Raw genomic sequence first — 13,192 nt, 5'->3', positions numbered from 1 at the left:
GCTTTAGCTCTTGGAGCCCCCTCGAATCGAGGGAGCGGCCGCCGCGGCTGGCGCCACGGCGGCCTGGGGTGCACAGCGCGCCGGCCTCGCGAAAGACCGGCGCCGGGCTTGCACTATTACTTGCTGTACAACTCGACGATCAGCGCTTCGTTGATGTCGGCCGGCAGATCCGCGCGGTCCGGGATCGCCTTGAACACGCCGCTGAACTTCTTGCTGTCGACTTCGACCCACGACGGCGACAGGTCCATCTGCGACGAGACGGTCAGCGACTCCTGCACGCGCAGCTGCTTCTGGGCGCGTTCGGACAGGGCGATGATGTCGCCGGCCTTGACCTGGTACGACGGCAGGTTGACCGACTTGCCGTTGACGGTGACGCCGCGGTGCGAGACCAGCTGGCGGGCGGCCGGACGGGTCACGGCGAAGCCCATGCGGTAGACGACGTTGTCCAGGCGGGTTTCGAGGAACTGCAGCAGGTTCTCGCCGGTGTTGCCCTTCTTGGTCGAGGCCTTCTTGTAGTAGTTGCGGAACTGACGTTCCAGCAGACCGTAGATGCGCTTGACCTTCTGCTTCTCGCGCAGCTGGGTGGCATAGTCCGACAGCTTGCCCTTGCGGGCGGTCGGGCCGTGCTGGCCGGGCTTCTGCTCGAGCTTGCACTTGGAGTCGAGGGCGCGGGCCGACGACTTCAGGCTGAGGTCGGCGCCTTCGCGACGGGCGAGCTTACAGGTGGGACCGATATAACGAGCCATGTTCTTTCAGCTCCTCAGACGCGACGCTTCTTCGGCGGACGGCACCCGTTGTGCGGGATCGGCGTCACGTCGATGATGTTGATGATCTTGTATCCGACGTTGTTCAGCGAACGCACGGCGGACTCACGGCCCGGACCCGGACCCTTGATGCGCACTTCCAGCGACTTGACGCCGTAGTCGAGCGCAGCACGGCCGGCCTTTTCGGCGGCGACCTGGGCGGCGAACGGGGTCGACTTGCGCGAGCCGCGGAAACCGGCGCCGCCCGAAGTCGCCCACGACAGCGCATTGCCCTGGCGGTCGGTGATCGTGATGATGGTGTTGTTGAAAGAAGCGTGGACGTGGGCGATGCCGTCGGTGACGACGCGCTTGATCTTCTTCTTGGTCTTGACTGCTGCCGGCTTGGCCATGGTCTAGGTCCCCTTACTTCTTGATGGCCTTGCGCGGACCCTTGCGGGTACGGGCATTGGTCCGGGTACGCTGACCACGCAGCGGCAGGCCGCGACGGTGACGCAGGCCGCGGTAGCAGCCCAGGTCCATCAGACGCTTGATGGCGATGCCGATTTCGCGGCGCAGATCGCCTTCGACCACGAACTTGCCGACCTCGGCGCGCAGGCGCTCGACTTCCGGTTCGGACAAGTCACGGATCTTGGTGCTCGACGTCACACCTGCGGTTTCGCAGATCTGCTTCGAACGGGTACGGCCGATGCCGTAGATGCTCTGGAGCCCAACCCAGACATGCTTCTGGGCAGGCAGATTGACGCCCGCAATACGCGCCATAACGCGATCTCCAACTGGTTTGGCGGCCGAGACGGATTAATCCCGGCGGAGTGAACTGGAAATTGTATCTAGGTCTCGGGTTAATAGGAAGCCCCGCGGCACCCGAAGGTGCCACGGCGCTCCGGCATGGGGAGTGTGCCCATGCTCCGGCGACGAGTCGGAACTGGCTGAACGGGCGATGCCCTGCCCCTCAGCCCCGCGCGCTACTCTGGCGCGCGTACTGGTTCTGACTCACCCGCGCGCGAGACCGCCGCGCGAGCCGCCCTTCAGGTTCGCTTTCTTCAACAGGCTTTCGTACTGATGCGACATCAGATGCGCCTGGATTTGAGCGATGAAATCCATCACCACGACCACCACGATCAGCAGCGAAGTGCCGCCGAAGTAGAACGAGGTGCCCAGTTGGGTCCGCATGACCTCCGGAAGGAGGCAGACGATCACCAGGTAAATCGCGCCGGCCGCCGTCAGGCGGGTCAGCACGCCATCCACATAATCCGCCGTGGCCTTGCCCGGACGGATGCCCGGAATCAGCGCGCCCGACTTCTTGAGGTTGTCGGCGGTTTCCTGCGAGTTGAACACCAGCGCCGTGTAGAAGAACGCGAAGCCGATGATCAAACCAGCATACAGGATCATGTGCACCGGCTCGCCCGGGGCCAGCCACTGGCTGAGCCGCTGGAGGAAGCCGGAGAAACCCGAACCGCTGTTGCTCTGGGCGAACCAGGTCGCGGCGGTGGCGGGGAACATCACGATGCTCGAGGCGAAGATCGCGGGGATCACGCCCGACATGTTGAGCTTCAGGGGCAGGAACGACGCCTGGTTCATATAGGCGTTGCGACCGCCCTGACGGCGTGCGTAGTTGACCGTGATCCGGCGCTGGCCGCGTTCGACGAAGACCACCAGGTAGGTGAAGCCGAACACCAGCAGGATCACCACGATCGCCGCGATCGCGCTCATGTCGCCGTTGCGGATCTGCTCGAACATGTGCAGGACCGCGGCCGGCAACCCGGCGACGATGCCGGCGAAGATGATCAGCGACACGCCGTTGCCGACGCCACGCTCGGTGATCTGCTCGCCCAGCCACATCAGGAACATGGTGCCCGCGGTCAACGCGATCACCGCGGTCAGGATGAAGCCCATGCCCGGCGCGTACACCACCGGCACGCCATCGGGCGCCACGCTGGACTGCAGGCCGGCGGCGATGCCCCAGGCCTGGAATACCGCCAGCGGAATGGCGCCCATGCGCGACCACTGGTTGATCTTGCGCCGGCCCGACTCGCCTTCCTTCTGGATGGCCTTCAGGCTGGGCACGATCTGCACCAGCAACTGCACGATGATCGATGCCGAGATGTACGGCATCACGTTCAGGGCGAACAGGCTGAAGCGATGCAGGGCGCCGCCGGTGAACATGTTGAACATGTCCACGATGGTGCCCTGCTTGGTCTCCATGAACTTGACCATCGCCTCCGGGTTGATACCCGGCACCGGGATGTAGCTGCCGATGCGGTAGACGATCAACGCGCCGATGACGAACAGCAGACGCTGGCGCAACTCGGTGAACTTACCGAGCCCGCCGCCGATACCAGCCATTGCGTTGCCGCTGCGCGCCATTCGTCAGTTACTCCTCGACCTTGCCGCCGGCCGCTTCGATCGCGGCCTTGGCGCCGGCGGTAGCCAGCACGCCCTTGAGCACGAACTTCTTGGTCAGCTCGCCCTTCTTCACGATCTTGGCCTGCTTGGCCGTGCTCGGAACGAGCTTGGCGGCCTTCAGCGCGGCGAAATCGATGTCGCCGGCGTCCAGCTTGTCCAGCTGGTACAGCAGCACTTCGGCGGTGTCCTTGGCCAGCTTCGAACGGAAGCCGATCTTGGGCAGGCGACGCTGCATGGGCATCTGGCCGCCTTCGAAACCGGCCTTGATCTTGCCCTTGCCCGAGCGCGCGAACGAGCCCTTGTGGCCGCGACCGGCGGTCTTGCCCAGGCCGGAACCGATGCCGCGACCGACGCGGGTACGTTCCTGGCGGGCGCCGTCGGCGGGCTTGAGAGTGTTGAGACGCATGGTGATTACTCCTCGACCTGGACGAGGTAGTGAACCTTGTTGATCAGGCCGCGAACCTGCGGGCTGTCCTTGAGTTCACGCACATCGTTGAGCTTGTTCAGGCCCAGCGCGCGCACCGACAGGCGGTGACGCGACTGGGTGCCACGCAGACCCTTGACCAGACGCACCTTGACGGTGCCGGTACCGGCTTCGTTCTTAGCCATTGAGGAGGTCCTCCACCTTCTTGCCGCGCTTGGCCGCGATCTTGGCCGGCGAGTGCATGTCGGTCAGGCCCTTCACGGTGGCGCGGACCAGGTTGATCGGGTTGCGCGAACCGGTGGCCTTGGCCAGCACGTTCTTCACGCCCACCGCTTCCAGCACGGCGCGCATCGCGCCGCCGGCGATCACGCCGGTACCTTCCGAGGCCGGCTGCATGAACACATGCGCCGCGCCGTGGCCGGACTTGACCGCGTGCCACAGGGTGCCGTTGTTGAGCTCGACGGTGTTCATCGCCTTGCGCGCGTATTCCATCGACTTCTGGATCGCGACCGGCACTTCGCGCGCCTTGCCGTAGCCGAAGCCGACCTTGCCGTTGCCGTCGCCCACCACCGTCAGCGCGGTGAAGGTGAACTGGCGACCGCCCTTGACGGTCTTGCTGACGCGGTTGACCGCGATCAGCTTCTCGATCATGCCGTCGTCGATTTCTTCGCGGTTGCGATCGCGATCGCGGCCCCGCGGCGCTCTGTCGTCTGCCATTTCGATATCTCGTTGATTGAAGGGATTTGCGGCCTGGCCGCTTATGATTGTGAAGTGCTTCGGATGCAGCATCGACCGTGGCAACCCGCGATCGCGCCCGACGCAACCCGCGTCGGCAGGTGAAACGGTTCGGCGCGTAAAGCGTGGAGACGGATCTCCACGCTTTCAACCCTGAATACGGCGGGCCGTATCAGAACTGCAGGCCGCCTTCGCGCGCGGCGTCGGCGAGGGCCTTGATGCGGCCGTGGTAGCGGTAACCCGAGCGGTCGAACGCGACCTTCTCGATGCCGGCGGCCTTGGCGCGCTCGGCGATCATCTTGCCGACCTTGACGGCGGCATCGGCGTTCTTGCCGTTCTTCAGACCTTCCTTGACGTCGGCCTGCACGGTCGAGGCGGTGGCTAGGACCTTGGAGCCGTCGGCGGTGAAGATCTGGGCGTACAGGTGCTGACCGGTGCGCAGCACGGTCAGACGGGCGACGCCGAGGTTGCGGATGTGCGAGCGGGTCGACTTGGCGCGACGCAGGCGAGCGGTGTTCTTGTTCATGTTCTGGTCTCCGAAAGCTGAAAGCCTGGTGATCCGGGGCCGGCACGCGGGCCGGCGCCCTACCCGTTAGGCCTTCTTGGCTTCCTTACGGATGATGACTTCGCCGGCGTACTTCACACCCTTGCCCTTGTAGGGCTCCGGCGGACGGAAACCGCGGATCTTGGCGGCGACTTCGCCCACGCGCTGCTTGTCCGCGCCCTGGACCAGGATCTCGGTCTGGGTCGGAGCGGCGAGGGTGATGCCTTCGGGGGCCTGGAACACGACCGGGTGCGAGAAACCCAGCGACAGGCTGAGGTCCTTGCCCTGCATCGCGGCGCGGTAACCGACGCCGACCAGCTCGAGCTTGCGCTCGAAGCCTTCCGACACGCCCTTGACCATGTTGGCCAGGATCGCGCGCAGGGTACCGGTCAGCGGGATCAGCGCGGCGTCTTCGGTAGCGAAGACGGCCTCGTTGTTCTCGACCTTGAGGTTGATGGCGGCCGGCTTGGCGATGCTCAGCGAGCCCTTCGGGCCCTTGGCGACGATCGCGTCGGCCTGCACGTTGATTTCGACGCCCTTCGGCAGGGCGATCGGCTTCTTGGCAACTCGGGACATGGTTCGTTTACTCCCTTAGGCCACGAAGCACAGGACTTCACCGCCGACGCCCTGCTGGCGCGCCTGCGCATCGGTCATGATGCCCTTGGAGGTGGAGATGATGGCCACGCCGAGGCCGCCGAGGACCTTGGGCAGCGCGTCCTTGCCGCGGTACTGGCGCAGGCCCGAACGGGAGTAGCGCTCCAGGCGCTCGATCACCGGCTTGCCTTCGTAGTACTTCAGCGAGATTTCGAGTTCGGACTTGCCGGCGGACGTGGGGGTCACGCGCGAGTCCAGGATGTAACCCTCTTCCTTCAGCACGGCGGCGATGGCCACCTTCACCTTGGACGAAGGCATCTTCACCGTCTGCTTGCGCACAGCGGCCGCATTCTTGATGCGGACCAGCATGTCGGCGATGGGATCAGTCATGCTCATTAAAAGTCACCTATGAGTAGCACCGATATCCGCGGGATTGCGAATTTCAGTTGTATTCGACGCTTTACAACAACGCCAGCGCGGCCCGAAGGCCGCGCTGGGAACCCGGGCCGAGGCCCGGGAAGCCGGCAACTATAACAGACTTTGAAGCCGTGGGCTCCCAAGTCTGGCCGGTTGCCGGCGTGGACCGCTTACCAGCTGGCCTTGCGCAGGCCCGGCACGTCGCCGCGCATGGTGGCTTCGCGCAGCTTGTTGCGGCCGAGGCCGAACTTCTGGTACACGCCGCGCGAACGGCCGGTCAGGGCGCAACGGTTGCGCTGGCGGCTCGGCGACGAGTCGCGCGGCAGCTTCTGCAGCTTGACCACGGCGTCCATCTTGTCCTCGTAGGAGGACGCGTCGGACGAGATGATCTTCTTCAGCGCGTCGCGCTTGGCCGCGAACTTCTTCGCCAGCTTGGCCCGCTTGAGGTCGCGGTTGACCATGGAGGTCTTAGCCATTGTTCAATCCTAGCCTCAGTTACGGAACGGGAAGCGGAAGGCTTCGAGCAGGGCCTTGGCCTCGGCGTCGGTCTTCGCGGTCGTGGTGATCGCGATGTCCATGCCGCGCAGGGCGTCGACCTGGTCGAAGTCGATTTCCGGGAAGATGATCTGTTCCTTCACGCCCATGTTGTAGTTGCCGCGGCCGTCGAACGAACGGCCCGACACGCCGCGGAAGTCGCGGACGCGCGGCAGCGAGATGTTGATCAGGCGGTCCAGGAACTCGAACATCTTGGCGCGGCGCAGGGTGACCTTGGCGCCGATCGGCCAGCCGTCGCGGATCTTGAACGAAGCCACCGACACGCGGGACTTGGTCACGATCGGCTTCTGGCCGGCGATCTTGGTCATGTCCGCAACGGCATTTTCCAGGATCTTCTTGTTGGTGGCGGCTTCGCCCACGCCCATGTTCAGCGTGATCTTGACGAGGCGCGGCACTTCCATCGGGTTCTTGTAACCGAACTTCTCGGTCAGCGCGGGAACCACTTCTTTCTTGTAAAACTCTTCGAGCCGGGTGGTCATCTCAGCATTCCTCAGGCGTCGACCGCCTCACCGCTGGAGCGGAACACACGCAGTTTGCGTCCATCCTCCAGCACCTTGAAACCGATGCGTTCGCCCTTGCCGGTGGCCGGGTTGAACAGCATGACGTTGGAAATGTGGATCGGCGCTTCGCGCTCCACCACGCCGCCCGGCTGGTTGGCCTGCGGATTCGGCTTGGTGTGGCGCTTGACGATGTTGATGTTCGACACGACGACCTTGTCGCCGAGCACGCGCACCACATCGCCCTTCTTGCCCTTGTCCTTGCCGGCGGTGACGATCACCTGATCGCCCTTCTTGATACGGTTCATGGTCTAGTTCCTCCGCTCAGAGCACTTCGGGCGCGAGCGAAACGATCTTCATGAACTTCTCCGAGCGCAGCTCGCGAGTCACGGGCCCGAAGATACGGGTGCCGATCGGCTCATGCTTGTTGTTGAGCAACACCGCAGCGTTGCCGTCGAAGCGGATCAGCGAGCCGTCCGGACGGCGCACGCCCTTGCGGGTGCGCACCACGACGGCGTCGTAGACGTCGCCCTTCTTGACCTTGCCGCGCGGAATCGCATCCTTCACGGTGACCTTGATGATGTCGCCAATGTGCGCGTAACGGCGCTTGGAGCCGCCGAGCACCTTGATGCACATCACTTCCTTGGCACCGGAGTTGTCGGCCACGCCGAGGTAGCTTTGCATCTGGATCATGGTTCAGCCTCCTCTTATTCGGCCACGCGGCTGACGATCTCAACCACGCTCCAGTTCTTGGTCTTGGAAAGGGGAGCAATCTCCTTCACGCGCACGATGTCGCCTTCCTTGCAGGCGTTGTCGGCGTCGTGGGCGTGGAGCTTGGTCGAGCGGCGGATGTACTTGCCGTACAGCGCGTGCTTGACCTGGCGCTCGACGAGCACGGTGACGGTCTTGTCCATCTTGTTGCTGACGACCCGGCCTTCAACCGTGCGCACAGCCTTCTCTGTCTTGTTGTCGGTCATGGCAGGGTCCTTACTTCTTCTCGCCCAGCAGCATGTTCACGCGAGCGATCTCGCGGCGAACGCGGCGGGCGTCGTGGGTCTTGGCGAGCTGGCCGGTGGCCTTCTGCATGCGCAGGGCGAAGCCCTCCTTGTGCAGTTCGACCAGATGAGCCTTGAGCTCATCGGCAGACTTCTCGCGCAGTTGCTTGAGTTCCATTAGCGCACCGTCCGGGTAACGAAAGTGGTGGTCACCGAGAGCTTGGCGGCGGCCAGACGGAACGCTTCGCGCGCCACGTCTTCCGGAACGCCCTCGATCTCGTAAATCATGCGACCGGGCTGGATCTGCGCGACCCAGTACTCGACGTTGCCCTTACCGGAGCCCATTCGGACTTCGATCGGCTTCTTGGTGATCGGCTTGTCCGGGAACACGCGGATCCACATCTTGCCGCCGCGCTTGACGTAGCGGCTGATCGAGCGGCGGGCCGCTTCGATCTGGCGAGCGGTCAGCTGGCCGTGCGCGGTCGCCTTGAGGCCGTACTCGCCGAAGCTGACGGCGTTGCCGCTCCAGCTCAGGCCCTCGTTACGGCCCTTGTGTACCTTGCGGTACTTGGTTCGCTTGGGTTGCAGCATGGCGGATTACCTCTGTTCGCGGGCAGGACGGCCCGAGCGGTCGTTGCGATCGCCGCGGTCGCCGCGATCGCCGCGGTCGCCACGGTCACCACGCTCGTTGCGCGGCGAGTCGTCCTGCTTCTCCTGGCCGACCTGGGCGAAATCGAACACCTCGCCCTTGTAGATCCAGGTCTTGATGCCGATGATGCCGTAGGTCGTCTTGGCTTCGGCGAAGCCGTAGTCGATGTCGGCGCGGAGGGTATGCAGCGGCACGCGGCCTTCGCGGTACCACTCCGAACGCGCGATCTCGGCGCCGTTGAGGCGGCCGGCGACGTTGACCTTGATGCCCAGCGCGCCGAGGCGCATCGCATTGCCGACCGCGCGCTTCATCGCGCGGCGGAACATGATGCGGCGCTCGAGCTGCTGCGCGATCGATTCGGCGACCAGCTGCGCGTCGAGTTCCGGCTTGCGGACCTCGGTCACGTTGATGTGCGCCGGAACGCCCATCAGGTTGCTGACTTCCTTACGCAGCTTCTCGATGTCCTCGCCGCGCTTGCCGATCACCACGCCCGGACGGGCGGTGTGGATCGTGACGCGGGCGTTGTTCGCCGGACGTTCGATGAAGATCTTCGAGATGCCGGCCTGAGCCAGCTTCTTGCGAAGCATCTCGCGAACCTTCAGGTCAGCCGCCAGGTACTCGGCGTACTGCTTCTTGTTGGCGAACCACTTGGAATTCCAATCCTTGGCGATGCCCAGGCGGATTCCGGTCGGATGAACTTTATGACCCATTGTCTACTCCGCCTTACTTGCCGGCGCCCACAACCACAGTGATGTGGCTGGTGCGCTTGAGGATGCGGGTGCCGCGGCCCTTCGCACGCGCCATGAAGCGCTTCAGTGCGGGACCCTCGTCAACCATGATGGTCTTGACCTTGAGATCGTCGACGTCGGCGCCCTGGTTGTTCTCGGCGTTGGCGATGGCGGACTCCACGACCTTGCGGATCAGTGCAGCAGCCTTCTTGTCCGAGAACTTCAGCAGGTTGACGGCGCGCTCGGCGGACAGACCGCGCACCTGGTCGGCGACCAGGCGGGCCTTCTGCGGGGAGATGCGCGCGGTGCGCAGGATGGCTTTCGCTTCCATGGTCATCTCCTTACTTGCCCGACTTCTTGTCGCCGCCGTGACCCTTGAACGTACGGGTCAGGGCGAACTCGCCAAGCTTGTGGCCGACCATGTTCTCGTTGACCAGCACCGGGATGTGGTTCTTGCCGTTGTGGATGGCGATCGTGAAACCGACCATCTCCGGCAGGACCATCGAACGGCGCGACCAGGTCTTGATCGGCTTCTTGTTGTTGCCCGCGGTCTCCACCTTCTTGATCAGATGGTGGTCGACGAAGGGACCTTTCTTCAGTGAACGTGCCATGGCCGATTAACCCCTGCGATCGCGCACGATGAATTGCGTGGTGCGCTTGTTCTTGCGCGTCTTGTAACCCTTGGTCGGAACACCCCACGGGGTGACCGGATGCGGGTTGCCCTGGCCGGCCTTCGCCTCGCCACCACCGTGCGGGTGGTCGACGGGGTTCATGGCGGCGCCGCGGACGGTCGGCTTGATGCCGCGCCAACGCTTGGCGCCGGCCTTGCCGAGCTTCTCGAGGTTGTGCTCGTCGTTGCCGACTTCGCCGACGGTGGCGCGGCACTCGACCGGCACCTTGCGCATTTCGCCGGAGCGAAGGCGCAGCGTGGCGTAGCCCTGCTCGCGAGCCACCAGGTAGGCGCTGGCGCCGGCCGCGCGGGCCAGCTGGGCGCCCTTGCCCGGCTTCATCTCGACGCAGCACACGGTGGTGCCGACCGGGACGTTGCTCAGCGGCAGCGTGTTGCCGACGCGGATCGGGGCGTCGCGGCCCGCGATCACCTGGTCGCCGTCCTTCAGGCCCTTGGGGGCGATGATGTAACGGCGCTCGCCATCGACGTAGCACAGCAGCGCGATGTGCGCGGTGCGGTTGGGATCGTATTCGATCCGCTCCACGCGCGCCGGAATGCCTTCCTTGTCGCGCTTGAAGTCGATGATGCGGTAGTGCTGCTTGTGACCGCCGCCGATGTGGCGGGTGGTGATGCGGCCGTGGTGGTTACGGCCGCCGGTCTTGCCCTGCTTTTCGATCAGGGCCGCGTGCGGCGCGCCCTTGTGCAGGCCCGGGGTCACGACGCGGACCGCGTTGCGGCGGCCGGCGGAGGTGGGCTTGAAAGTCATCAATGCCATGGGTCTTTCCTCAGGCCTTGGCCATCACGTCGATCGACTGGCCTTCGGCCAGCGTCACGTACGCCTTGCGCCAGTCGCCGCGGCGGCCCATGCGGTTGCGGAAGGCCTTGTTCTTGCCCTTCACGTTGACCACATTGACAGCCTCGACCTTGACGTCGAACAGCTTCTCAACGGCGACCTTGATGTCGCCCTTGGTCGCTTCGTTCGAAACTTCGAAGACGTATTGGTTGGAAACTTCCTGCAGACGCGCGGTCTTTTCGGACACGCGCGGCGCGCGGATGATGCTGTAGAGCTTGGCGTCGTTCATGCCAGCCACTCCTCGATCTTCTTGACCGCGTCGCTGGTGAGCACGACCGAGTCGGCGCCGACGAGGGCGACCGGATCCAGGCCCTGGACATCACGGACTTCGACGTACGGCAGGTTGCGGGCCGAGAGGTACAGGTTCTCGGTGGCCTCTTCTGTCACGATCAGCGGACGGCGGCCGACTTCCAGGCTCCTGAGCTTTTCGATCAGGCCCTTGGTCTTCGGCGCGTCGATGTCGAAGCTCTCGACGACCGTGATGCGGCCCTGGCGGTTGAGCTCGGACAGGATCGCGGCGATCGCGGCGCGGTACATCTTGCGGTTGACCTTCTGCGCGAAGCTGCGCGGCTTGGCCGCGAAGGTCACGCCGCCGCCGACGAAGATCGGAGCGGTGAGCGCGCCGTGACGAGCACCGCCGCCCTTCTGCTTCTTCGACTTCTTGGTCGTGCCGTTGACTTCCGAACGGGTCTTCTGCGCCTTGGTGCCGGCGCGACCGGCGTTGCGATAGGCGACGACGACCTGATGGACTAGGTCTTCGCTGAATTCGCGGCCGAAGATCTCGTCGGAGACCGATAGCGTCTTGCTGCTGTTATTGATGGCGAGTTCCATCGTCATCTCTCCTTATGCCTTGCTCGAGGGACGGACGATCACGTCGCCACCCGGTGCGCCCGGCACGGCGCCCTTGATCGCGATCAGGCCGCGCTCGGCGTCGACCTTGACCACTTCAAGACGCTGGGTGCTCTGCTGGACGGCGCCCATGTGGCCCGACATCTTCTTGCCCGGAAACACGCGGCCCGGCGTCTGGCGCTGGCCGATGGAGCCCGGCGAACGGTGCGACAGCGAGTTGCCGTGCGTCGCGTCGCCCATGCGGAAGTTCCAGCGCTTGATCGTGCCCTGGAAGCCCTTGCCCTTGGTCACGCCCTGGACGTCGACCAGCTGGCCGGCGCTGAAGATGTCGGCCTTGATCTCGCCGCCGACTTCGAACGCGCCGATCTGGTCGGCTTCCACGCGCAGCTCCCACAGGCCGCGACCGGCTTCGACCTTCGCCTTGGCGAGGTGACCGGCTTCGGGCTTGTTGACGAGCGCGGCGCGGCGCACGCCGACCGTCACCTGCACGGCGCTGTAGCCGTCGGTGTCTTCGGTCTTGATCTGGGTGATGCGGTTCGGGGTCGCCTCGATGAGGGTCACCGGAACCGACTTGCCGTCTTCGGTGAAGAAACGGCTCATGCCGGCCTTGCGACCGACGATGCCCAACGAATACTTCTTCGCGGTCATGGTGGTCGCCTCAGGTCAGCTTGATCTGGACATCGACGCCAGCCGCGAGCTCGAGCTTCATCAGCGCGTCCACGGTCTTGTCGTTGGGGTCCACGATATCGAGCACGCGCTTGTGCGTGCGGGTCTCGTACTGGTCGCGCGCGTCCTTGTCGACGTGCGGGGAGACGAGAACGGTGTAACGCTCGATCTTGGTCGGCAGCGGGATCGGGCCGCGCACTTGCGCGCCGGTCCGCTTGGCCGTCTCGACGATCTCGCTGGCCGAGCGGTCGATCAGACGATGATCGTACGCCTTGAGCCGGATCCGGATCTTTTGGTCCGCCATGAACGGAATTCCTTGGTTGAAAGAGCGACGGGACGGCTTCTGGGTGCGCCGGCCCCACGAAAACGCAAACACTCCAGGGCAACACCCTCGCCCCGGAGCTTCCTTGCCTGGAAAAGCTAAGGCGGCCCGGCTTCCCGGCCCGCCCCAGACTGAGCAGAACGCACGAAGGGCCCCGTTACTGCTCCTTGGATGCCTTGTGGGCCCGGAACGTACGGAGCTGCCGTGCGACATATCCCTGTCTGGCGAATACGAGGGACGTCCTGTTCCTCATTTCGCTGGTTGTGCCGACTCGGAAACCGGGCCTGGCACGGTGGTCGCGCATTCTAGCCGTATTGGCGGGGGCGATGCAACACCCCTGCCCTGCGGGATTGCGGACCGGGCCTGAGCTCTGTTCACAGAGCCGGCGACCCTGAAAAAGCCGCGGCGGCCGGGAGGCCGCCGCGGGATCTTTCGCCGGAGACTTCGGAGTGGAGCCCTCGTCTCTGGATCCCCGCTTTCGCGGGGATGACTATTCGGCAAAGCCGTGCGCGCTATGCGCGCACGGG

General features: G+C 64.7%; 25 protein-coding genes. All 25 read right to left on the bottom strand.

All coding sequences use genetic code 11. The annotated features are described in order from the left end of the window. Positions 1-116: 116 nt before the first annotated feature. The 25 genes from rpsD to rpsJ all read right to left on the bottom strand — a co-directional run bounded on the left by rpsD (position 117) and on the right by rpsJ (position 12,647). The gene (gene rpsD / locus JHW41_RS07080; RefSeq protein WP_057948534.1) at positions 117-746 is read right to left on the bottom strand and encodes a 30S ribosomal protein S4; all 630 of its coding nucleotides are present in this window, start codon (positions 744-746) and stop codon (positions 117-119) included. Positions 747-760: 14 nt separating this feature from the next. Further along, positions 761-1,153: a 30S ribosomal protein S11 gene (gene rpsK, locus JHW41_RS07075; protein ID WP_057948535.1), complete on the bottom strand. Its 393-nt coding sequence runs from the start codon at positions 1,151-1,153 to the stop codon at positions 761-763. 13 nt (positions 1,154-1,166) lie between these two features. Further along, positions 1,167-1,523, bottom strand: a complete 357-nt coding sequence (gene rpsM / locus JHW41_RS07070; RefSeq protein ID WP_057948536.1) for a 30S ribosomal protein S13 — start codon at positions 1,521-1,523, stop codon at positions 1,167-1,169. A 231-nt stretch (positions 1,524-1,754) separates the two neighbouring features. Beyond that, positions 1,755-3,107 carry a preprotein translocase subunit SecY gene (gene secY / locus JHW41_RS07065; RefSeq protein WP_394540476.1) on the bottom strand — a complete coding sequence of 451 codons (1,353 nt, stop codon included), beginning with the start codon at positions 3,105-3,107 and terminating at the stop codon, positions 1,755-1,757. 28 nt (positions 3,108-3,135) lie between these two features. Further along, entirely contained in the window at positions 3,136-3,579 is a 444-nt protein-coding gene (gene rplO / locus JHW41_RS07060; protein WP_078999419.1) for a 50S ribosomal protein L15, read from the bottom strand. Next, positions 3,579-3,776 carry a 50S ribosomal protein L30 gene (gene rpmD / locus JHW41_RS07055; RefSeq protein WP_057948539.1) on the bottom strand — a complete coding sequence of 66 codons (198 nt, stop codon included), beginning with the start codon at positions 3,774-3,776 and terminating at the stop codon, positions 3,579-3,581. The genes rplO and rpmD overlap by 1 nt, the downstream gene beginning before the upstream one ends. Beyond that, positions 3,769-4,308 (bottom strand): 30S ribosomal protein S5, encoded by a 540-nt coding sequence (gene rpsE / locus JHW41_RS07050; RefSeq protein WP_057948540.1) that lies wholly within the window; start codon positions 4,306-4,308, stop codon positions 3,769-3,771. Before rpsE ends, rpmD begins: the two co-directional genes overlap by 8 nt. Positions 4,309-4,498: 190 nt before the next feature. Further along, a complete protein-coding gene (gene rplR, locus JHW41_RS07045) occupies positions 4,499-4,852 on the bottom strand; it encodes a 50S ribosomal protein L18 (RefSeq protein WP_057948541.1) in 354 nt (117 codons plus the stop codon). A gap of 66 nt (positions 4,853-4,918) precedes the next feature. Further along, positions 4,919-5,446 (bottom strand): 50S ribosomal protein L6, encoded by a 528-nt coding sequence (gene rplF, locus JHW41_RS07040; protein ID WP_057948542.1) that lies wholly within the window; start codon positions 5,444-5,446, stop codon positions 4,919-4,921. A gap of 15 nt (positions 5,447-5,461) precedes the next feature. Next, positions 5,462-5,860: a 30S ribosomal protein S8 gene (gene rpsH / locus JHW41_RS07035; RefSeq protein WP_057948543.1), complete on the bottom strand. Its 399-nt coding sequence runs from the start codon at positions 5,858-5,860 to the stop codon at positions 5,462-5,464. Between the two features lie 191 nt (positions 5,861-6,051). Beyond that, a complete protein-coding gene (rpsN, locus tag JHW41_RS07030) occupies positions 6,052-6,357 on the bottom strand; it encodes a 30S ribosomal protein S14 (protein WP_057948544.1) in 306 nt (101 codons plus the stop codon). Between the two features lie 15 nt (positions 6,358-6,372). Further along, the gene (rplE, locus tag JHW41_RS07025) at positions 6,373-6,915 is read right to left on the bottom strand and encodes a 50S ribosomal protein L5 (protein ID WP_057948545.1); all 543 of its coding nucleotides are present in this window, start codon (positions 6,913-6,915) and stop codon (positions 6,373-6,375) included. Positions 6,916-6,926: 11 nt separating this feature from the next. After that, positions 6,927-7,241: a 50S ribosomal protein L24 gene (rplX, locus tag JHW41_RS07020; protein WP_057948546.1), complete on the bottom strand. Its 315-nt coding sequence runs from the start codon at positions 7,239-7,241 to the stop codon at positions 6,927-6,929. Between the two features lie 16 nt (positions 7,242-7,257). Beyond that, on the bottom strand, positions 7,258-7,626 hold the full coding sequence (gene rplN, locus JHW41_RS07015; RefSeq protein WP_031373826.1) for a 50S ribosomal protein L14: 369 nt from the start codon (positions 7,624-7,626) through the stop codon (positions 7,258-7,260). Between the two features lie 14 nt (positions 7,627-7,640). Continuing rightward, on the bottom strand, positions 7,641-7,910 hold the full coding sequence (gene rpsQ / locus JHW41_RS07010; RefSeq protein ID WP_057948547.1) for a 30S ribosomal protein S17: 270 nt from the start codon (positions 7,908-7,910) through the stop codon (positions 7,641-7,643). Between the two features lie 10 nt (positions 7,911-7,920). Continuing rightward, positions 7,921-8,106, bottom strand: coding sequence for a 50S ribosomal protein L29 (gene rpmC / locus JHW41_RS07005; RefSeq protein ID WP_057948548.1), 186 nt, complete (start codon positions 8,104-8,106; stop codon positions 7,921-7,923). Continuing rightward, positions 8,106-8,519, bottom strand: coding sequence for a 50S ribosomal protein L16 (rplP, locus tag JHW41_RS07000; RefSeq protein ID WP_057948549.1), 414 nt, complete (start codon positions 8,517-8,519; stop codon positions 8,106-8,108). The genes rpmC and rplP overlap by 1 nt, the downstream gene beginning before the upstream one ends. Before the next feature lie 6 nt (positions 8,520-8,525). Continuing rightward, the gene (rpsC, locus tag JHW41_RS06995) at positions 8,526-9,287 is read right to left on the bottom strand and encodes a 30S ribosomal protein S3 (RefSeq protein ID WP_057948550.1); all 762 of its coding nucleotides are present in this window, start codon (positions 9,285-9,287) and stop codon (positions 8,526-8,528) included. A 13-nt stretch (positions 9,288-9,300) separates the two neighbouring features. Continuing rightward, positions 9,301-9,636, bottom strand: coding sequence for a 50S ribosomal protein L22 (gene rplV, locus JHW41_RS06990; protein WP_055902442.1), 336 nt, complete (start codon positions 9,634-9,636; stop codon positions 9,301-9,303). Positions 9,637-9,646: 10 nt separating this feature from the next. After that, positions 9,647-9,916 (bottom strand): 30S ribosomal protein S19, encoded by a 270-nt coding sequence (gene rpsS, locus JHW41_RS06985; protein WP_057948551.1) that lies wholly within the window; start codon positions 9,914-9,916, stop codon positions 9,647-9,649. Positions 9,917-9,922: 6 nt separating this feature from the next. Beyond that, a complete protein-coding gene (gene rplB, locus JHW41_RS06980; RefSeq protein ID WP_057948552.1) occupies positions 9,923-10,750 on the bottom strand; it encodes a 50S ribosomal protein L2 in 828 nt (275 codons plus the stop codon). A 10-nt stretch (positions 10,751-10,760) separates the two neighbouring features. Beyond that, positions 10,761-11,057: a 50S ribosomal protein L23 gene (gene rplW / locus JHW41_RS06975; protein WP_057948553.1), complete on the bottom strand. Its 297-nt coding sequence runs from the start codon at positions 11,055-11,057 to the stop codon at positions 10,761-10,763. Beyond that, complete coding sequence (rplD, locus tag JHW41_RS06970; protein WP_250449443.1) at positions 11,054-11,659, bottom strand: 50S ribosomal protein L4; 606 nt, start codon at positions 11,657-11,659, stop codon at positions 11,054-11,056. Before rplD ends, rplW begins: the two co-directional genes overlap by 4 nt. A gap of 12 nt (positions 11,660-11,671) precedes the next feature. Beyond that, positions 11,672-12,325, bottom strand: a complete 654-nt coding sequence (gene rplC, locus JHW41_RS06965; RefSeq protein WP_057948555.1) for a 50S ribosomal protein L3 — start codon at positions 12,323-12,325, stop codon at positions 11,672-11,674. Positions 12,326-12,335: 10 nt separating this feature from the next. Continuing rightward, positions 12,336-12,647: a 30S ribosomal protein S10 gene (rpsJ, locus tag JHW41_RS06960; RefSeq protein ID WP_022968186.1), complete on the bottom strand. Its 312-nt coding sequence runs from the start codon at positions 12,645-12,647 to the stop codon at positions 12,336-12,338. Between the last annotated feature and the right edge of the window lie 545 nt (positions 12,648-13,192).

The sequence above is a fragment of the Lysobacter enzymogenes genome (assembly GCF_023617245.1).
Taxonomy (GTDB): domain Bacteria; phylum Pseudomonadota; class Gammaproteobacteria; order Xanthomonadales; family Xanthomonadaceae; genus Lysobacter; species Lysobacter yananisis.
This window is presented reverse-complemented; position numbering and strand designations above follow the sequence as displayed.